We start from the raw sequence: 18,625 nt of genomic DNA, 5'->3' as shown, positions 1-18,625 counted from the left end.
CAGACCTTCTGAAACGCGTTAAGCTCCTGCCAATTGTTTGGGAGGGGTCTTATGCGCGACTATTATGATCTTGGCACCTATTCCTGTGCCGTCACCACTGCATCGGTTGAGGCGCAGCTGTGGTTCGATCGCGGACTAATCTGGACATATGGCTATAACCATGACGAGGCGGTCGCCTGTTTTCAGAAGGCCGCAGACGCTGACCCCGACTGCGCCATGGCCCATTGGGGCGTCGCCTATGCGGCGGGGCCGAATTACAACCTGCCATGGGACCTGCGTGACGATCAGGGTCAGACCAAATCACTGGCGATTGCCTATGACGCTACACAAAAAGCTATGGCCCTTCTGGAGATGTGCACACCGGTTGAACAGGCCCTGATCCGTGCGCTGCCAGCCCGTTACCCACAGCGTGATCCGATTGAGGATATGCACACCTGGGATTACGACTATGCCGACGCGATGCGCGCAGCATTTTCTGAGCAGCCCGGCAATCTGGATCTGCGCACTATCTATATCGAAGCATTGATGAACCTTACGCCCTGGCAGATGTGGAACCTGAAAACCGGACAACCTGCCGAGGGCGCGGCCACGCTTGAGGCGCAAGAGGCATTGGAAAAAGCGATGGCCGATGATCCTGATGCGATGTCTCATCCCGGCCTGTTGCACCTCTATGTCCATCTGATGGAGATGTCGCCGACCCCGGAAAAGGCTCTGCAAGCGGGGGATATTCTGCGCACGCTGGTTCCGGATGCGGGGCATCTGGTACATATGCCAACGCATATCGACGTGCAGTGCGGCCATTATCACAACGTCGTCTATTGGAATGAACAGGCCTCGGTCGCTGATTTGAAGTATTATGAGCGCGAAGGCGCGTTCAATATCTACACCGGCTATCGTCAACACAATTACCATTTTGCAATCTACGGTGCATTGTTTCTGGGTCAGATGGAGCCCGCCCTGCGCGCCAATCAAGGCCTGTGGGACACCACACCCGAGGAAATGCTGCGGATCGAAAGCCCGCCCATGGCGGATTATTTCGAAAGTTATATGTCCATGGGTCCGCATATCCTGATCCGCTTTGGCCGCTGGGAAGAGGCTAAGGCGTTGGATCTTCCCGACGATCCGGACCTCTATCGTACGCTCACGGCAACAACACACTATGCCCGCGCCATCGCCCATGCGGCCACGGATGAGGTCGCGCAGGCCGAAGCTGAAGAGCAACTGTTCCTTGCCGCTAAAACCTGCGTGCCCGAAACACGCAGGCTGCACAATAACCGTGTCATCGACCTTCTTGAAATTGCTGCGGAAATGCTGCGCGGAGAAATCGAATATCGTAAGGGCAACCACGATATTGCATATGCCCATCTGCGTCGGTCGGTCGAGTTGGACGACACATTGCCTTATGACGAACCATGGGGCTGGATGCAGCCCACACGCCACGCGCTTGGAGCATTGTTATTTGAACAGGGCCACGTTGCCGAGGCCGAGGCCGTCTTTCGAGAGGATCTGGGTCTAGGAGGAGCGCTCGGCCGTGCCTCGATCCACCCCGACAATGTCTGGAGCCTTAGAGGGCTACGCGATTGCCTGAAAGAGCGTGGAGAGGCCATAGAAATCAAACAGATTCAACAACGTCTTGATCTTGCGCTCGCGCGTGCGGACAGGGCTGTTGGTGCATCCTGTTTTTGTGCGCAAGCCGCGATGCGAGCCGCCGAATGAATGCACTGTCATTGGCTCTGGCTTTGGTAATGTGTGGTCCCGCATTTGCGCAACGGCAGACATTTCCTCCAGTGGATCAAGCAGAACAAGACCCCACCCTGCTAAAGTTCAGGTCCGATCTGCTTGAAAAAATCGAGGCGCTCGATACCGAGGCCGTGGTGGCTGCCTCATGTCCCGATATTTATCTAAGCCATGGCAGCAATGGCGGACCGGACGAATTCCGAATAAACCTAACTGTGCCGCCCGATCAGCTGAGCGAAGAGTTCAGAGACGAAGCTGACGAACTGCGCGATGCCTATTGGACAGAATTATACGAAACGCTGTCGCAGCCAGGTTACTTTGACGAACAGGGTGAGTTCTGGATGCCAACACATTGGCAAATCGCCCTGCCCGCTTCCGTGGATCCGTTCACAGCATATTTCGTGGCCGCTGAACAGGTAACGCTGCGCCAATCCCCGTCGCGCGGTGGCCCGATTGTTGGTTTGATCAGCCACGAGGTTGTCATTGTTCCTGACTATCAAACCGATGAAACCTATCAGAAAATTCGACTGACGGATGGAACCACAGGCTACATGCACGGCGACTTTCTGACATCGATGGTTGGGTATCGCGCTGCTTTGGTGAAATCCGAAGCGGGCGATTGGCAGCTTTGCACCTTTGTGACCGGGGACTAGGCTTTTGCCTTTTTCTTCTCAGCCATAACCTTTTCGGCCAGATCGCGCGCGATCGCAAACGCGCCCTTGATCTTGTCACTGTCCTTTTTCCAGTCGCGCCGGACAACGATCTTGTTGTCCTTGACCTTGGCCAATCCACGCTGGTTCTGGATGAACTCGACCAACCCCTGAGGGGAAGCGAACTTGTCATTATGGAACTGGATCGTCGCGCCTTTAGGTCCGCCGTCCAGCTTGGCAATCCCTGCCCGTTTACACATCGCCTTGATACGTACGACCAACATCAGTGTATTCACCTCTTTCGGCAAAGTGCCGAAACGGTCGATCAATTCAGCAGCGAAGCCTTCCAGCTCGACCTTCGTCGACAATGACGACAGGCGGCGATAGAGACCAAGACGCACATCAAGATCAGGCACGTAATCCTCGGGGATCAGAACCGGGACGCCTAGGTTGATCTGCGGGGCCCATTGGTCGTCTGCATCCGACAGCCCTTCCATCTCGCCGGCTTTAATCTTGGCAATCGCCTCTTCCAGCATCGACTGATAGAGTTCATAGCCTACGTCGCGCATCTGGCCGGACTGCTCTTCACCCAGAAGATTACCGGCCCCACGAATATCCAAATCCTGTGATGCCAGCGTAAATCCAGCCCCCAGCGTATCCAATGAGCCCAAAACCCGCAGGCGTTTCTCGGCCGTTGCCGTCAGGCGTGCGCGCGGTTTGGTGGTCAGATAGGCATAAGCGCGGGTTTTCGAACGGCCTACCCGACCCCGGATCTGATAGAGTTGTGCGAGGCCGAACATGTCCGCCCGATGCACCACCATCGTGTTGGCGGTCGGAATATCCAACCCGCTTTCGACAATAGTGGTCGCCAGCAACACGTCGTACCTGCCGTCGTAGAAGGCGTTCATCCTGTCATCCAGCTCACCCGCTGCCATCTGCCCATGGGCGACCACATAGGTCAGCTCCGGCAGTTGTTCTTTGAGGAATTCCTCGATCTCGGGCAGGTCCGAAATACGCGGGACCACATAGAAGCTCTGCCCACCTCGATAATGCTCACGCAGAAGCGCCTCGCGAATGGTGACGGCATCGAACTCGCTGACATAGGTGCGGATGGCAAGGCGATCGATGGGTGGGGTGCCAATGATCGACAGATCGCGCACTCCGGTCAGAGACAGCTGCAGCGTCCGCGGGATCGGCGTTGCGGTCAGGGTCAGGACGTGTACGTCCGAGCGCAGCTGTTTCAACCGTTCTTTGTGACCCACGCCGAAATGCTGTTCCTCGTCGATGATCAACAGACCCAGATTGTTGAACCGTATCCCTTTGGCCAACAGCGCATGTGTTCCGATCACGATATCCACAGTGCCCCGTGCCAGCCCGTCGCGGGTTTGTTGCCCCTCCTTTGCCGACACAAAGCGTGATAATTGCCGAACCTCCAGCGGGAAGCCCCGGAAGCGTTCCTTGAAGGACGCTGCGTGTTGGCGTGCGAGCAACGTGGTCGGCGCGACTATGGCGACCTGCACGCCTGACATGGCTGCGACAAAGGCTGCGCGCATGGCGACTTCGGTCTTGCCGAACCCAACATCGCCGCAAATCAGGCGATCCATCGGCGCGCCGGAGTGCATGTCCTCCATCACCTCGGAAATGGCACGCAACTGATCGTCGGTCTCCTGATACGGGAAACGCGCGCTGAACTCCTCCCACGCGTGGGGCGGCGGGTCCATCACCGGGGCCTTGCGCAAAGCACGCTCAGCCGCGATGCGGATCAGCTTGTCCGCCATCTCGCGAATGCGCTCTTTCAGCTTGGCCTTCTTGGCTTGCCACGCGCCACCGCCCAAACGATCAAGTAGCCCCTCGTCATGGCCGTATTTTGACAGCAACTCAATGTTTTCAACCGGCAGATAGAGCTTTGACTGTTCCGCATACTCCAGCAGCAGGCATTCATGCGCAGCACCGGCGGCGGTGACGACCTCCATCCCCATGTAGCGACCAATGCCGTGGTCTACATGCACCACGAGATCGCCGGGGCTGAGGGATTGGGTCTCGGTCAGAAAGTTCTCGGCCTTGCGGCGTTTCTTGGGTTGGCGGATCAGACGGTCACCCAGCACGTCCTGCTCAGCGATCACCGTCAAATCAGGCGTTTCAAACCCATGCTCCAATGCCCAAACGGCCAGATGCAACCCGCGCTTCCCAACTCGTATGCCATCGGCCACTGGGATCGCCTCGGCGAGACCTTCGTCCTCGATCAAACCGGTTAGACGCTCACGCGCGCCTTCTGAATAAGAGGCAATGAGGACAGGACCTTTGTCCATCTTATCGGTGATGTGGCTGGCGAGAGCACCAAATAGGCTGATGCTTTCCTGCTGGCGTTCCGGGGCAAAGTTTCGCCCGATTCGACCACCTGCATCAATCACACCCGGTCCGCTGGCCTGCGGCAGCGGGATGAACTGCAACACTCGCCGGTCGCCAACCGCCTTTTCCCATGCAGCATCGTCCAGATAAAGCAGCCCAGGAGGCGTCGGCTTATACACAGTATCCATGCGCGAGCGGTTTTCCAGTGCCAGCTTTCGCGTCTCATACTGATCAGCAATCGAATCCCACCGCGCCAACCGCGCTGGTGTGACCTGATCATCAAGTGAGACTGTCGCGCCCGGCAGGTAATCGAACAGCGTCTCAAGCTTTTCATGAAAGAACGGCAACCAGTGTTCGATACCCTGATGTTTACGGCCAGCGCTGACGGCCTCATACAGCGGGTCATCCGTGCCCGCTGCGCCGAATTCGATGCGGTAGTTCTGGCGAAATCGGGTGATGGCGGCTTCGTCCAGAATAACTTCGGACACTGGGGCAAGCTCGACCACATCAAGCTTTTCTGTCGTGCGCTGCGAGACAGGATCGAACCGACGCGCGCCATCCAGAACATCTCCGAACAGGTCCAGCCGAACAGGGCCACTTTCGCCCGGTGGAAAGATATCAATGATACCCCCGCGGATCGCATAATCTCCGGGCTCCATAACAGTCGGGCTTTGGGTGAAGCCCATGCGCACCAGAAAGTTCCTCAGCGCTTCTTCATCTATGCGCTGATCTACGCGGGCGGAAAACGCGGCCTCGCGTAGAATCGCGCGGGCCGGAACCCGCTGTGTTGCTGCATTAAGCGTCGTCAACAGCACAAACTGCTCTGGCATCTGATGTACTAGTGCGGCCAATGTCGCCACGCGCGCAGCAGAGATATCCGCATTGGGCGACACACGATCATAAGGCAGGCAATCCCAGCCCGGGAAAACGAACACCGGCATGTGAGGGGCAAAAAAGGCCAGCGCCGCCCGCATCGCCTCCATCCGTTTGTCATCGCGCGCGACATGACAGACCGGACCACCCGAGCGGACGATCTCATTCAGCACCAGCTGTGCGTCAAACCCCTCAGGAGCACCGCCGACTGTAACGTGGTTCGGAGCCTTCATCATGCTGCCTCTTTGATATCACCAGCCCAGAACGCCAGCCGTAAAGTTCTGATACATGCCCCAAAACGAAGTGACCAATATAGAGATCATTCCGATGATCTGAGTATAGACCCGGCACCGTCCCAGATTCTTGGCAACGTTTTCCAACGTCAGCTCTTGTTGTCTCATTTTTTTTGCGGTCGATATATTGATGAGCATGACAAAGCACATCGGGCACATCAGCAAGAACACAGCTTGCGCGAATTCAAGCCCGTAAAAGAAACCCATTGTTGCCAACCCGGTCAGCACGAAACAACAGATCGCAAATATCGCAAGACCAGAAGTCTCGACAATATACAACACGCGATTCGTGTTGATCCTGGCAATGTCCAACAAATCCTGTTCTGACTGGCCACCGGAACGGCGCGCTCGTGCCACCAGATCGTGGGGCACGCCAATCGACCAATGGCTGGCCGATGACCAAAGAACAGCCAATCCGATCCAATACCACAGATTCGAAAAGCTTCGCATATCGATGATTTCAAATATCGAAGTGTAGATGTCCAAGCGTCTGCCCTTTATTCAACGTCCGCAGGGACCGTCATCGAATGGATGCGTCCATTGTTACCCTTGAGACCACCGGGAATTCATGCCACCCAATGCGCGATTGTTCAAGGAGAGTGCGCCATGAAACCGACTATCGCCCCCTATCCACTGACGCGGTTCCGCCGGGCCCGTCAATCCGAGGCGATCCGGGGGTTGGTGCGCGAGAACACCCTGACCGTCGATGACTTTATCTGGCCGATTTTTGTGCGCGATGGTGAAGGTATCGAAGAGCCCGTGCCCTCCATGCCCGGGGTCATGCGGCGTTCGGTTGATTTGATCGCAAAAGCAGCTATCGAGGCACAGGCGCTTGGAATACCGGCTATCTGTATCTTCCCATACACCGATCAGGCGCTGAAAACCGAAGATTGTGCCGAAGCGTGGAATCCCGACAACTTGTCCAATCGCGCTATTCGGGCGGTCAAAGAAGCGGCACCAGATATCGCTGTAATGACCGATGTGGCGCTGGACCCCTACAACATCAACGGCCACGACGGCTATGTTGTGGATGGCGAAATTGTGAATGATCAGACGGTCGAAGCGCTGGTTAAAATGACTCTGGCGCAAGCCGAAGCCGGTGCTGATATTATCGGCCCTTCAGACATGATGGATGGACGGATTGGCGCAATGCGTAGTGCGCTTGAGGCGGCAGGGCATCACAATGTCATGATCCTCAGCTACGCCGCGAAATATGCCAGCGCGTTTTACGGCCCGTTCCGTGACGCCGTTGGGGCCTCGGGCGCACTGACCGGGGACAAGAAGACCTATCAGATGGATCCCGCAAACTCGAACGAGGCGCTGCGTCTGATCGAACGCGACCTGACCGAAGGCGCAGATATGGTCATGATCAAGCCAGGGATGCCCTATTTGGATATTTGCCGCCGGGTAAAAGACAGCTTTGGCGCGCCGACCTACGCGTATCAGGTCTCGGGCGAATACGCGATGATACAGGCGGCAGCCCAAAACGGTTGGATCGACGGCGAAAAGGTGATGCTTGAAAGCCTGCTGGCTTTCAAACGCGCGGGATGTGACGGCATTCTGACGTATTTTTCGCCAGAGGCCGCGCGCATTCTGAACGGCTAACGCCTCAGATTGTCGCGATTTTTCGCCGATCTGCCGCACATGCAGCACAGCTTTCCCGTGACAGGCGGGCGCAATCGGCGTATTCTTGCAAACAAGATCGGGAAGACCCGACAAATCAGGCCCATACACAGAGACAGAGAAACATGAGCAGCTCAAACTCCCTCCGACTAAGCCGTCGCGGCTTTGCATTTGGCATGGCCGGACTGACGCTAACAGCCGCCTGCGGCAATGGCGTCGGGAATTCCAATGCGGTGGCGCTTGATGCCCGTGTTGATGCGACGCTAAACGAAATGTACAGCAAATACCCTAATACCATTGATATCGCCAACAAGGCTAACGGGATGCTGGTCATGCCATTGATCACCGACGCCGGGTTAATCTTCTTCGGTGGTGCTTATGGTCAGGGTGCGCTGCGCATTCAGGGTGCTACAGTTGATTACTATTCGGCCATATCCGGCACGGCGGGCCTACAGATCGGCGCACAACAATATGCACATGTTCTATTCTTCATGACCGAAGACGCGTTGAATGACTTCCGCCGATCCAGCGGTTGGACCGCAGGCGCCGATATCGGATATGTCGTTGACGCAACCGGTGAGTCGCTTTCGACAGATACCAATCAATTGGGCAAACCCGTGCTGGCAGCGGTCTTTGGGCAGGCGGGCCTGAAATTCGGTGCAACCATAGAAGGCACCAAATACACCCGCATTATTCCCTGATTTACGAGCCCCCCCCTTCCCCCTCAGAGAAGCCCTGCTACATCTTGTGGCAGGGCTTTTAGATTTTATGGATTTCACACATATTCCTGTGGCATTCCTCTTTCGGTCCGGATGGGCTTCCAGTAACCTCTGCGCAAACGAATATACAGATTTCTTGGGGGACAGATGGGTCTGGTCTTTCGCTGGCTGGTGAGAATTACGACGGGCCTGATCCTGCTTTTGGTCGCAGCAATTGGGCTGATCTATTTTCTGGCCAGCCAATCCCTGCCCGAATATGATCAAACCCTTGAAGTTGAAGGGATTACCGCCCCCGTCGAGATCGTCCGCGACACCGCGAACGTACCACATGTCATGGGCCAATCCGACCCAGATGTGTTCTTTGGCCTTGGATATGCCCATGCGCAGGACCGGCTTTGGCAAATGACCGTTCTGCGCCGGACCGTACAGGGCCGATTGTCCGAAATATTCGGCCAGCGAACAGTCCATATCGACAAGCTCTTGCGACGACTGGACCTTTATGGCCTTGCCCATCGATCTGTCGACGTACAAGACGATTACACGCTTGCCGCATTGCGCGCCTATTCTGCTGGAATTAACGCCCGGCTGACCGAAATAAACGAACAGGCGCTAGGTCGTGGCGCGCCCGAGATGTTCTTGTTCAACGCGCCAGTCCCGCCATGGCTGCCCGGCGACAGTCTGGCCATCATGAAACTGATGAGTTTGCAGTTGTCCGGTCACCTTGCGGATGAGGTTCTGCGTGCCCGAACTTCTCTGATGCTGGACGATCCGGCACGTTTGGCTGACATTCTGCCCGATGTTCCTGGCCCCGGGATCGCTGCTCTGCCCGAATATGCTGCTCTGTTTCCGAACCTTCCGCGGTATGCGCAGGGAGCTTCGATGCTTGACACGCCGCTGTCACCTTTCCCCCAGCGCGGATTGGCAGGGGCGTCAAATGCCTGGACCGCCGCGCCGTCTCGTTCGGCCAGCGGTGGCACCTTATTGGCCAACGACCCCCATCTGGGCTTCACCGCACCCAGCATCTGGTATCTAGCCCGGCTCGAGCTTGCCAAAGGCGGAGTGATTGGCGCGACGATCCCCGGTATTCCTGCGATTTCAGCCGGGCGAAGCGAGCGCTTGGGATGGGGTCTGACCTCATCTTATCTGGACGATCAGGACGTCCATATCGAACAGTTGAACCCCGAGAATCCCGAAGAATACCTGACCCCAGACGGATATAAGCGCTTCCAAACCCGGCCTTCGATCATCGAGATCAAGGACGCGGCCCCGATCACTTTGACCCTGCGTTGGACCGAGAACGGCCCCGTTCTGCCGGGCACGCATTACCATCTGGAAACCATTACGCCTCCGGGGCATGTGGCCTCCCTGTCATGGAGTGCGCTCAGTCCCCGCGACACCTCCATGAGTGCATCTTTGGCGCTGATGAATGCCGATACCGTTCGGCAGGCCATCAATATAGCTGAAGATTACATCGCGCCGTCACAGAACCTGTCATTGGTCGATCGAAACACGATCGGTTTGAAACTGATCGGTGCCATGCCCCGGCGAGACCTTAACAACCAAAGTCGTGGCCGTATTCCAACCCCCGGGTGGCTGGAACGAAACCGCTGGCAAGGTCGGTTGCCTTATGCGGACAACCCGGAATTTGTTGCTCCAGCCGGCGGCGTACTGGGCAATACAAATAACAAGATCATTGATCGCCCCTTCCCAGATCATGTCTCATATGAGTGGGGTGACACCCAGCGCGTTCACCGTTGGGAACGCCTGATGCAATCGCGCGAAGTGCACACCCGCGACAGCTTTATCGAGGCGCAGCTGGATACGGTCAGCTTTACGGCTCGATCCTTGTTGCCGCTGATCGGCGCTGATCTCTGGTTCACCGGAGAGTCCGCGCCTGAAGGCACACCGGAACGTCAGCGGCAAATCGCGCTGGATTTGCTGGCCAACTGGAATGGCGAGATGAATGAGCACCTGCCCGAGCCATTGATTTACGCTGCCTGGCTGCGGGCATTGCAAATCCGTCTGATTTCGGATGAGCTTGGCCCGTTGGCGGCGGAATACAAACATGTCGAACCATTGTTCATCGAGCGTGTCTACCGTGATATCAATGGCGCTTCGGTCTGGTGCGACGTGCGTCAGAGCGCCCCGGCTGAGACATGCACAGACATGGCTCGGCTGGCGCTGGATGACGCAATCATCTGGATTTCGGAACGATATGGCTCAGCGCTGGAATCTTTGCGTTGGGGTGATGCCCATCAGGCGACCCACGACCACCCCGTGCTGGGCGAAGTACCGGTACTGCGTTTCTTCGTAAACATCCGCCAGTCGACCAGTGGCGGCGACAATACCTTGTTGCGCGGCCGCACTTTGGGTGAAGGTCCAGATCCATTCCAGAATGTGCACGGTGCAGGATATCGTGGCGTATATGATTTCGCCGATCCGGACAGTTCAGTATTCATAACGGCCACTGGTCAGTCTGGCCATTTTTTGTCGCGCTACTACGATGATCAGGCCCAGTTGTGGCGCAGAGGAGAATACATTCCCATGTCGTTGGATATCGGTCTTGCCCGCGCCGCGGCAGTTGGTGTGACCGTACTCAACCCACGCTGACAGTATCGGCAATTCCCCGCCCCTTTTTGCGCGCCGCGTGGACGTGGTTGATTGAATTCGCCTAAAATCAACGGGCCGTCGCATCGCACCAAAGGGGGAAATGCATGGGCAGCCTTCGCGATATTTTGAATAATCTGGCGCGCGACTATGCCGTTGCGTGGAGTTCAGGCGACCCAGACGCGGTTGCCAGCTTCTTTTCGCCGGATGGTCAAATCAGCATCAATCGTGGCGAACCTCTGCAAGGACATGCCGCAATCGCTGAAATGGCGCGTTGTCTTTATGCGGATTTTCCCGATCTGGAAGTACGTTGCGACATGATGCGGTGGGCTGGACCACATGCCCTGTTCGTCAGAACGCTCGAAGGGCATCATCACGCCACTGGTAACCGCGTTGTCACGCGTGGATGGGAGCAGTGGGAACTGACATCGAACAACAAGATCAAAACTTCGCTGGAATGGTTCGATGCGCAAGAGCGGCAAAGCCAGATAGATGGTGTCTGAAACACGTCCGCGCGCCTTACTCTGAAGTCACAATGTATTCACGGGGAATGCCTTGTGTGATCCGATACCAGTCCGAGTTTTTCGTCCTGTCCTGGTGCGCCTCAAAGGCCGCCCTGTTTGCAAACACCTCGGACACTTCAAACCGACCGGGCTGGTTGGCATCTTCGCAGACCTCGAATGAGATACACCCCGCCTCTGCACGGGTCAGTGAAATATGAGCAGGCAGCGCTTGTCGCACCTGTTCCAACCGGTCCTGAGGCACCGTAATATGACCGCGCAAATGAACCTTCTTTTCAGCCTGTGTCATCGACAACCCTTTTTATTGAGTGGGTCCAAACTTCAAAGCGCGGCAAAGCGGGCCGCTTGCTTGTCAGTCCAAAGCACAGTGATTTCGAAACCATCCTCGGTCTGCGCTTCAGATCTCACGACTTCCTGACGAAACAACCATGCCCGCTTTTGACCTTCAGCGAACGTCAATGAGAGTGTGGATTCATGCCGGGCGCCCTGCAGGATCGTGGCAATTTCAGACAAAAGAGGAGCAATCCCCTCGCCTGTTACCGCCGAAATCGCAAATATTGCCGGATCACGCTCGGCTCGAGCCAGCGTGGCCTGGCGATCCTCGGAACTGAGAAGATCAATTTTGTTCCAGACTTCCAGCCGGGGCCGGTCATCCTCGACCCCAAGAGAGGTCAAAATCGTCTCAACATCCTGCGCCTGCGCTTCGGTTTCTTCATGACTAATGTCTCGAACATGAACCACAAGATCGGCACCCAACACCTCTTCCAGCGTGGCGCGGAATGCAGCGACCAGTTCTGTCGGCAGGTTCGAGATGAAACCCACTGTGTCCGAAAGGATCACTTCGGGACCATCCGGCAGTTCGACCCGCCGCATTGTGGGATCAAGCGTGGCAAAGAGCATATCTTTCGCCATCACTTTGGCCCCTGTCAGGCCATTGAATAGCGTGGACTTCCCGGCGTTGGTGTAGCCGACCAATGCAACGATTGGGTACGGAACCTTGGCCCGTGCGGCGCGGTGCAACGTGCGGGTCTTGACGACTTTCTGCAATTGCCGCCGTAGACGCACCAATTGTTCATCGATCGCACGGCGGTCCGCTTCGATCTGGGTTTCTCCCGGCCCGCCGACGAATCCCAATCCGCCGCGCTGCCGTTCAAGGTGGGTCCAAGCCCGCACCAATCGCGTTCGTTGATAGCTGAGTGCCGCCATCTCGACTTGTAGCACCCCTTCGCGGGTACGCGCACGATCACTGAAAATCTCCAGGATCAGCCCGGTTCGATCGAGGATTTTGACCTTCCAGGCCTTTTCAAGATTTCGTTGCTGAACAGGCGTGACTGGCCCGTCGATCAGAACCAGTTCCACTTCGTTCTCGTGGAAACGCTCACCCAACTCTTCGATCTTGCCGCTGCCGAACAGCAATCCCGCCTGAGCCCGCTGTAGACGTACAACTTCGGAACCGACCACATCCAGATCGGGCAAAGCGGCAGCCAATGCCACCGCCTCTTCCAGCGCCGGTTCTGGAACGCGGCGCTGTTCATCTGATTTGATTTCCGGATGCAGCACCCAGGCACGGGTGCGCGTCCTATCATGTTCCATCAAGAGGCGTCTTCGCCCTCATACAGGCTGATCGGCTGTGACGGCATGATGGTCGAAATCGCGTGTTTGTAGACCAGCTGCGACTGTCCGTCGCGGCGCAACAACACACAAAAATTATCGAACCAGGTGATTACACCCTGCAATTTCACGCCATTGATCAGGAATATCGTGACCGGGACTTTTGCTTTCCGTACATTATTCAGGAACGCGTCCTGCAGATTCTGTCTGTCCGAAGCCATATTGTTTTAATCTCGCCATTGTTCTTGCTACGCGCTGCGGACCAACGCGCTCCCTCCGGCGGAGTATGGAGTGGTGCGCGCAGATATTCCAGATGAAAAATCATGCAGTAACAGCAGACGCCTGCCGTAGGGTCAATCGCGCCACAGGGTTGGTGTAATCAGTGCGACGATCGCCAGGGTTTCCAAACGGCCAATAACCATTGCGGCGCAAACTGTCAGTTTGGCTGCACCTGACAGATCAATAAGTCGAATGGGGACATCAGTCGCCAATTCAATCAGCGGCCCCGTTGTGCTCAGCGCCGCAACGCTCAGCACCATCGCCTGCTCAAACCCGACACCCATGGCGGCCAGCAGCAAATCGAACAGAGCCAACGTCAAAGCAAACATCATCAGGAAGATCCAGGCGATGAAGGCCCCGTCGCTTTGGATACGTCGGTTGCCTCCGCCTTCGCCGCTGACAGAAGACGGATAGATCAGTCGGTCAATTTCGCGCTTACCATTCAGATAAAGTGCAAAAACGCGCAGCAGTTTGACCCCTCCTGCGGTTGTTGCAACACCGCCGCCAATCAACGCCAAACCCATCAGGATCAAACCAGGTGTCCCGAGGCCCGATAGTTGCTGCGCATCGTTCCAATTCGCGCTTTCAAATCCGGCTGTTGTCAGGAAAGACATTCCAGTGAACACCATACCCCAAGCCACGTGCAACGCCTGCACAATCTCGATCTGAATACCAAGCTCGGCCGTTCCCGCCAGAACTCGGATAAACAACAATACCGCAACCGCCAGCACGATAAAGATACCGATCCGAAACTCAGGGTCTTTGTCCAGCCGCGAATAGCCCGAGGTCGCTGTATCGGTCGAAAAGGTCAGCCGCGACAACGCGAAGAAAAGGAACAGGAACATGATAGCTTCGCCGGTTATACCTGCTGTTGATCCTTCCAACCCGCCCACAGGCGAAATACCCGAGGTCGCCATCACCGACATCGCGTGGCACACTGCGGTTAAGCCTTGTTCGCCTGCGATCAGCAAAAGAACCCAGATCACCGCTGTCAATCCGGCATAAATCGGAGCCAAAGCGCGCGACACGCGGATCAGATGGCCTCTTGGATCGGTCTTTTCGCTTTGGGCAACGCCCGAGACCGGTCGACCAGGTTGCCCTTTTGCGGTTACCTCGAATCCACCCAACGACAAAGGCGCAAGGATCGCCGCTGCAGAAATCCACATCAACAGCCCCCCCATCCACCCAACCAAAGCGCGCCACAAATGCAGCGGTGCAGACAGACGCTGGGGATCCGGGAACAGGTCAGCGCCGGTTGTTGTCAGCGCACTGACCATATCAAAATAAGCATTTAGAAAACTGGTTGTTCCCAGCGCATCATGAAACGGTATGGCCAGAAAGATCGGCAACAAGGTGAACGCGGCAAGTAGAACCGCCAATTGGCCAAGCGTCCCGCGCCGGGGTTTTCGGTTCGACATCGCAAGCGCAACGATCAAGACAGCGAATACACCTAACAGCCCGGAATAAAAGAAAGATCGTGAGGTATCGTGATCATCCAGTGCCAGCGCGTAAGCAGCGGGAATCCACATCGACAGCGCGACAATTCCCCAGATCATCAGCAACAGCGGTAGTCGCCGCAATACTCCGATCCGTTGCTGTCCACGTGCCTGCAACATCAGAAGAAATCGATCGAGACCTGCATCAGACGTTCAACCTCGGGCACGTCTTTGGCCATAGCAAAGATTGCAACGACATCCTTCTCGTCAATGCGGAGGCTTCCAGTTGGGCGCAGCACCTCGTCTCCTTTGCGGACGGCACCGACCAATACGCCCTCGGGGAAATCAATATCACGCAGCTTTTGCCCCGCCATCGGAGAAGTCGACAGGACTTCGGCCTCAATAACTTCGGCTTCGGCGTCGCCAATAGAATAAACCTGACGCACCCGACCGTGACGGATATGGCGCAGGATCGAACTTACTGTTGTCGCACGCGGATTGATATAAGCGTCGATTCCCAGCGGCCCCATCAGGGCGACCATACTGGGGTCATTGATCAAAGCGATGGCCAGCGGGCAGCCCTCGCCCTTGGCACGCACCGCAGCCAACATGTTGGTGCGATCGTCGTCTGTGACTGCCAGCATCGCATCGGCGCGTTCAATACCTGCCTCGCTTAGCAAAGACGAATCCAGACCGTCGCCATTCAATACGATGGTGCGCTCCAGCCCTTCGGCAGCGATTTCCGCGCATCGACGGTCGCGCTCGATGATCTTGGCGCGGACGCGGCTTTCACGTTCTTCCAGCGTGCGCGCAACTTCCAACCCGACATTTCCGCCACCCACGATGACGACTCGATCTTGCTGACGTTGGGCTTTGCCGAACACCTCCATCGTACGGTCCACATCCTTGACGCTGGTAAAGACATAGCATTCGTCGCCAACAAACAGCTGATCCTCGGATTCAGGCGCGAACAACGTCCCTTCACGACGAACACCAACAACGATTGAACTGAGCGTCGAGAACAAATCAGTCAGCTGGCGAAGCGGAGTGTTGACGATTGGACAGTCTTCTTCAACCCGAATACCCAGCAGCTGCGCCTTACCGTCCATGAAAATCTCGGTATCGAAAGCCGACGGAGCCGACAGACGGCGCATTGCAGCGGCAGCGACCTCGCGTTCAGGGCTGATTACCACGTCGATAGGCAGATGATCGCGGCGATAAAGATCGGAGTGAATCGCTTGGAGATAGGATTTAGACCTCAGACGCGCGATCTTACGCTGGATCGAAAAAACCGAGTGCGCCATCTGGCAGGTGACCATGTTCACCTCGTCCGAATGGGTTGCAGCAATGATCATATCAGCGTCGCGGGCCCCTGCCCGATCCAGCACATCCGGATAACTTGCGAATCCAGCGATCCCCTGCACGTCCAGCGTCTCAGTCGCGCGACGCACCAGATCAGGGTTGTTGTCGACCACCGTTACATCGTTCAGTTCGCCCGAAAGGTGACGCGCAATCTGCCAGCCCACTTGGCCGGCACCGCATATGATGACCTTCATACTCTTGGCCTTTCTGCCTGAAATCTTTGAATGACAGATGCCCCCAAAGCGGTCAATTGAATTGTCATGGATGACAAGCTGAGCCAAAGTAACTGTATGAAAACAATTCTGCCCGCTCTGATTTGCTTGCTGACACTATCTGCCTGTGGTCCGCTTTCGCTGTATTACCGCGAGGGCGAAAGCGTTGCGCGCATGCAGACCGAAACCACGAACTGTCAGGTGAAAGCTCTTAAAGACGCCCCTGTCGCCAATCAGGTCCGTCAGAGCCCACCGGTATACTGGCCCGGGCGCACCTATTGTGATGGCCGTGGGCGTTGCTATCGCAACCCTGGATGGTGGGAACCCGGACGGATCTATACCGTTGACGTGAATCAGGGGCTAAGAAACAAGGTCGAGGCACAGTGTATGGCACAGAAAGGGTACCGCCCGGTCAGCCTGCCGCCTTGCAAACAAGGTGTCAAATCGCGGGTTGCACCCGCACGTACCACAACTCTTCCACCACTGAGCACTGAGTCGTGTTTCGTGAAGTTTGAAGACGGGTCATTTCAAATCATCACCCCAGGACAGGCCGGCTGATTTGCGACGCTTGGCCAGTGCGAGATGAGCAAATATGGCGATGCCATAGAATGCAGCCACGGCCAAAAACACACCGACCTCTTTTGCGCCCAAAAGAACTGCCAGTAAAACTGGCGTCCCTAGCAGATTTCCAGCATTCCCCATCTGCGCCATTGCGCCGTAGCTTAACGCCTGGGTCTCGGCTGTGTCGTTCAACTCGGGCACAGCAGCGAAACTACCGCCCTGAACAAGCCCAAGAACCGCAAACAATGCGATGCATCCGAAGGCAAGCGGAGCCCCCAGAAACAGCGAAATGATCGTCAGAATCCCCATGGCGAATCCCAGATTCACGACACTGACGCAGGACAGCACGGTCAAAAGCAGCGGTACCAGCAACCATGACAACACGATCCCGGCCAACGGCATCAATGCTGCGATCGATGCACCCTGCCCTTCGGGTAAGCGCCCCGGCAGAATTGCCAGAAGTGAGACGAAAGTGAGCGTGTAGAAGAACCATCCGATCGCCGGAGCCGAGATGAATGGCGAGCGATAGGTCCTTAGGTGCACACCAAGCAAAGAAGATAAACTCCACCTCATGCCGGCTGGCTGATCTATGTCGATCTTCAATTTGCTGAACGCTATCAGCGCGGCAAACACCAACATCAATCCGCCATGCAGTGCAAAATACACCGGCAATCCATAGCAGTCGACAATTGGCAACCCGAACCAGGCATTCAACGCAAAGGCTACGCCAAAAAACGTACTCCATAGCACCATAGAGTTGTACCTAGCGCGACCGGTTGTGATCTGTGCAATCAAGGTCGGTGCCGCGACAACAATCGCAAGATGGGATAACCCTTCGACCACCCGGCTGAGCAACATCAATTGGAATCCCGGCAGACTTGCTTGAAATAATGACAATGCACCCCCAAGAACCAAACCCGACAAAAGCAGACGGTTTGGCCCGATCCGCGCCGCAATCGCACCCGACATCGCACCCAGCGCTGCTCCCATCAGGCTGATAATCGATAGCAGCCAGCCGGTCACCGCCGCATGATCGGGATAAAGCAATCCAATGTCAGCAAACGGAACGGCGATCTTGGCAAACTGGGTCGCAGCCCCGAGGCCTGCGAACCAAATCAGCAAAACTTGCAGAAATGTTCGGAAAGAGTCGCTCATGAACTCGGTCTATCGCGACCTACACACCAGCGGAACGCATAAATTATGCGGCACCCTCTCGCCGACCGCTGACCAGACGAACCGGGGTGCCATCCGAAAGATACAATCGCTCCCAAACGATCCGTCCAGCGCTGATTCTGATTTGGTCATGCACGGCTTCCGAGGTCAGAAACGCCTTGGGCGCAGGCGAGTGCAAATCCCACCAACCATCGAGTTGCAGTTCCGCCTCGGCCTGTCGGATCTCATCCGTCGCAAATTGCCAGAGTGATACACCCAGCAACGCGTGCTGAGAGGTTTTCCAATCTCGTGCACGACTGGCCGAATAGGCAAGGCAAGTGTGTGTGGCTTCTTCAACAAGGTGTAGGCACTCGGACGAGTTTACCACCAGACGTTTAAGCGCGGAATCTTGTGCCTTTGCCGGACCAAGCGCCGCAAAAACAACTTGTTGAACATGGGCCGAAGGGGTTTGGCCACCATTTTCCCACCGAGAAATCGTGGCCTGATCAACCTCGATCAGATCAGCAAGGGCAGATTGCTTCAGGCCAACCACGCGGCGCAGCCGTTTCAGCCGCTTTCCAAAGGCTGGAAAACCAATGGAAACGGCTGTGGTCTTCGAGCAATCTGCGGTCATTGAAGC

Annotated in this window: 16 protein-coding genes; 7 read left to right on the top strand and 9 right to left on the bottom strand. The window is 56.3% G+C overall.

Annotation, left to right across the window (positions count from 1 at the left end):
- Positions 1-51: 51 nt before the first annotated feature.
- Entirely contained in the window at positions 52-1,716 is a 1,665-nt protein-coding gene (locus tag ACR0IU_RS06125) for a hypothetical protein (RefSeq protein WP_480715608.1), read from the top strand.
- A complete protein-coding gene (locus ACR0IU_RS06120) occupies positions 1,713-2,390 on the top strand; it encodes an SH3 domain-containing protein (RefSeq protein WP_480715607.1) in 678 nt (225 codons plus the stop codon). The genes ACR0IU_RS06125 and ACR0IU_RS06120 overlap by 4 nt, the downstream gene beginning before the upstream one ends.
- On the opposite strand, the gene mfd is transcribed toward ACR0IU_RS06120, so the two are convergent.
- Both mfd and ACR0IU_RS06110 read right to left on the bottom strand, forming a co-directional pair.
- Positions 2,387-5,842, bottom strand: a complete 3,456-nt coding sequence (gene mfd / locus ACR0IU_RS06115; protein ID WP_480715635.1) for a transcription-repair coupling factor — start codon at positions 5,840-5,842, stop codon at positions 2,387-2,389. The two genes, ACR0IU_RS06120 and mfd, sit on opposite strands and share 4 nt — an antisense overlap.
- Before the next feature lie 18 nt (positions 5,843-5,860).
- The gene (locus tag ACR0IU_RS06110) at positions 5,861-6,388 is read right to left on the bottom strand and encodes a hypothetical protein (protein WP_010440333.1); all 528 of its coding nucleotides are present in this window, start codon (positions 6,386-6,388) and stop codon (positions 5,861-5,863) included.
- Between the two features lie 120 nt (positions 6,389-6,508).
- On the opposite strand from ACR0IU_RS06110, the gene hemB reads away from it, so the two are divergent.
- The 4 genes from hemB to ACR0IU_RS06090 all read left to right on the top strand — a co-directional run bounded on the left by hemB (position 6,509) and on the right by ACR0IU_RS06090 (position 11,354).
- Complete coding sequence (gene hemB, locus ACR0IU_RS06105) at positions 6,509-7,507, top strand: porphobilinogen synthase (RefSeq protein WP_480715606.1); 999 nt, start codon at positions 6,509-6,511, stop codon at positions 7,505-7,507.
- Positions 7,508-7,650: 143 nt separating this feature from the next.
- Complete coding sequence (locus ACR0IU_RS06100) at positions 7,651-8,226, top strand: lipid-binding SYLF domain-containing protein (RefSeq protein ID WP_480715605.1); 576 nt, start codon at positions 7,651-7,653, stop codon at positions 8,224-8,226.
- A gap of 165 nt (positions 8,227-8,391) precedes the next feature.
- Entirely contained in the window at positions 8,392-10,854 is a 2,463-nt protein-coding gene (locus tag ACR0IU_RS06095) for a penicillin acylase family protein (protein WP_480715604.1), read from the top strand.
- Positions 10,855-10,958: 104 nt separating this feature from the next.
- Positions 10,959-11,354, top strand: coding sequence for an SgcJ/EcaC family oxidoreductase (locus ACR0IU_RS06090; protein ID WP_480715603.1), 396 nt, complete (start codon positions 10,959-10,961; stop codon positions 11,352-11,354).
- Positions 11,355-11,370: 16 nt separating this feature from the next.
- Here the strand turns inward: ACR0IU_RS06090 and ACR0IU_RS06085 are convergent, their stop codons facing one another.
- The 5 genes from ACR0IU_RS06085 to trkA all read right to left on the bottom strand — a co-directional run bounded on the left by ACR0IU_RS06085 (position 11,371) and on the right by trkA (position 16,254).
- Positions 11,371-11,661 (bottom strand): putative quinol monooxygenase, encoded by a 291-nt coding sequence (locus ACR0IU_RS06085; protein WP_480651554.1) that lies wholly within the window; start codon positions 11,659-11,661, stop codon positions 11,371-11,373.
- Positions 11,662-11,693: 32 nt separating this feature from the next.
- The gene (gene hflX / locus ACR0IU_RS06080) at positions 11,694-12,965 is read right to left on the bottom strand and encodes a GTPase HflX (RefSeq protein ID WP_480715602.1); all 1,272 of its coding nucleotides are present in this window, start codon (positions 12,963-12,965) and stop codon (positions 11,694-11,696) included.
- Entirely contained in the window at positions 12,965-13,204 is a 240-nt protein-coding gene (hfq, locus tag ACR0IU_RS06075; RefSeq protein WP_010440340.1) for an RNA chaperone Hfq, read from the bottom strand. The genes hflX and hfq overlap by 1 nt, the downstream gene beginning before the upstream one ends.
- 132 nt (positions 13,205-13,336) lie before the next feature.
- The gene (locus ACR0IU_RS06070) at positions 13,337-14,878 is read right to left on the bottom strand and encodes a TrkH family potassium uptake protein (protein WP_480715601.1); all 1,542 of its coding nucleotides are present in this window, start codon (positions 14,876-14,878) and stop codon (positions 13,337-13,339) included.
- On the bottom strand, positions 14,878-16,254 hold the full coding sequence (trkA, locus tag ACR0IU_RS06065) for a Trk system potassium transporter TrkA (RefSeq protein WP_480715600.1): 1,377 nt from the start codon (positions 16,252-16,254) through the stop codon (positions 14,878-14,880). Before trkA ends, ACR0IU_RS06070 begins: the two co-directional genes overlap by 1 nt.
- A gap of 96 nt (positions 16,255-16,350) precedes the next feature.
- On the opposite strand from trkA, the gene ACR0IU_RS06060 reads away from it, so the two are divergent.
- A complete protein-coding gene (locus ACR0IU_RS06060) occupies positions 16,351-16,830 on the top strand; it encodes a hypothetical protein (protein ID WP_319544679.1) in 480 nt (159 codons plus the stop codon).
- On the opposite strand, the gene ACR0IU_RS06055 is transcribed toward ACR0IU_RS06060, so the two are convergent.
- Positions 16,795-17,988: an MFS transporter gene (locus ACR0IU_RS06055; protein WP_480715599.1), complete on the bottom strand. Its 1,194-nt coding sequence runs from the start codon at positions 17,986-17,988 to the stop codon at positions 16,795-16,797. The two genes, ACR0IU_RS06060 and ACR0IU_RS06055, sit on opposite strands and share 36 nt — an antisense overlap.
- 43 nt (positions 17,989-18,031) lie before the next feature.
- A complete protein-coding gene (locus tag ACR0IU_RS06050) occupies positions 18,032-18,619 on the bottom strand; it encodes a helix-turn-helix domain-containing protein (protein WP_170540060.1) in 588 nt (195 codons plus the stop codon).
- Positions 18,620-18,625 lie beyond the last annotated feature (6 nt).

This window comes from Ruegeria sp. CL5 (assembly GCF_056536485.1).
The sequence above is the reverse complement of the archived record's forward strand: the minus strand, read 5'-3'. Positions and strand labels throughout refer to the sequence as shown.

What these genes read in the sequence shown, in the direction of transcription:
- ACR0IU_RS06125 (WP_480715608.1), top strand. Translation starts at nt 52, where the DNA reads ATGCGCGACTATTATGATCTTGGCACCTATTCCTGTGCCGTCACCACT.
- ACR0IU_RS06120 (WP_480715607.1), top strand. Translation starts at nt 1,713, where the DNA reads ATGAATGCACTGTCATTGGCTCTGGCTTTGGTAATGTGTGGTCCCGCA.
- mfd (WP_480715635.1), bottom strand. Translation starts at nt 5,842, where the DNA reads ATGAAGGCTCCGAACCACGTTACAGTCGGCGGTGCTCCTGAGGGGTTT.
- hemB (WP_480715606.1), top strand. Translation starts at nt 6,509, where the DNA reads ATGAAACCGACTATCGCCCCCTATCCACTGACGCGGTTCCGCCGGGCC.
- ACR0IU_RS06100 (WP_480715605.1), top strand. Translation starts at nt 7,651, where the DNA reads ATGAGCAGCTCAAACTCCCTCCGACTAAGCCGTCGCGGCTTTGCATTT.
- ACR0IU_RS06095 (WP_480715604.1), top strand. Translation starts at nt 8,392, where the DNA reads ATGGGTCTGGTCTTTCGCTGGCTGGTGAGAATTACGACGGGCCTGATC.
- ACR0IU_RS06090 (WP_480715603.1), top strand. Translation starts at nt 10,959, where the DNA reads ATGGGCAGCCTTCGCGATATTTTGAATAATCTGGCGCGCGACTATGCC.
- ACR0IU_RS06085 (WP_480651554.1), bottom strand. Translation starts at nt 11,661, where the DNA reads ATGACACAGGCTGAAAAGAAGGTTCATTTGCGCGGTCATATTACGGTG.
- hflX (WP_480715602.1), bottom strand. Translation starts at nt 12,965, where the DNA reads ATGGAACATGATAGGACGCGCACCCGTGCCTGGGTGCTGCATCCGGAA.
- hfq (WP_010440340.1), bottom strand. Translation starts at nt 13,204, where the DNA reads ATGGCTTCGGACAGACAGAATCTGCAGGACGCGTTCCTGAATAATGTA.
- ACR0IU_RS06070 (WP_480715601.1), bottom strand. Translation starts at nt 14,878, where the DNA reads ATGTTGCAGGCACGTGGACAGCAACGGATCGGAGTATTGCGGCGACTA.
- trkA (WP_480715600.1), bottom strand. Translation starts at nt 16,254, where the DNA reads ATGAAGGTCATCATATGCGGTGCCGGCCAAGTGGGCTGGCAGATTGCG.
- ACR0IU_RS06060 (WP_319544679.1), top strand. Translation starts at nt 16,351, where the DNA reads ATGAAAACAATTCTGCCCGCTCTGATTTGCTTGCTGACACTATCTGCC.
- ACR0IU_RS06055 (WP_480715599.1), bottom strand. Translation starts at nt 17,988, where the DNA reads ATGAGCGACTCTTTCCGAACATTTCTGCAAGTTTTGCTGATTTGGTTC.
- ACR0IU_RS06050 (WP_170540060.1), bottom strand. Translation starts at nt 18,619, where the DNA reads ATGACCGCAGATTGCTCGAAGACCACAGCCGTTTCCATTGGTTTTCCA.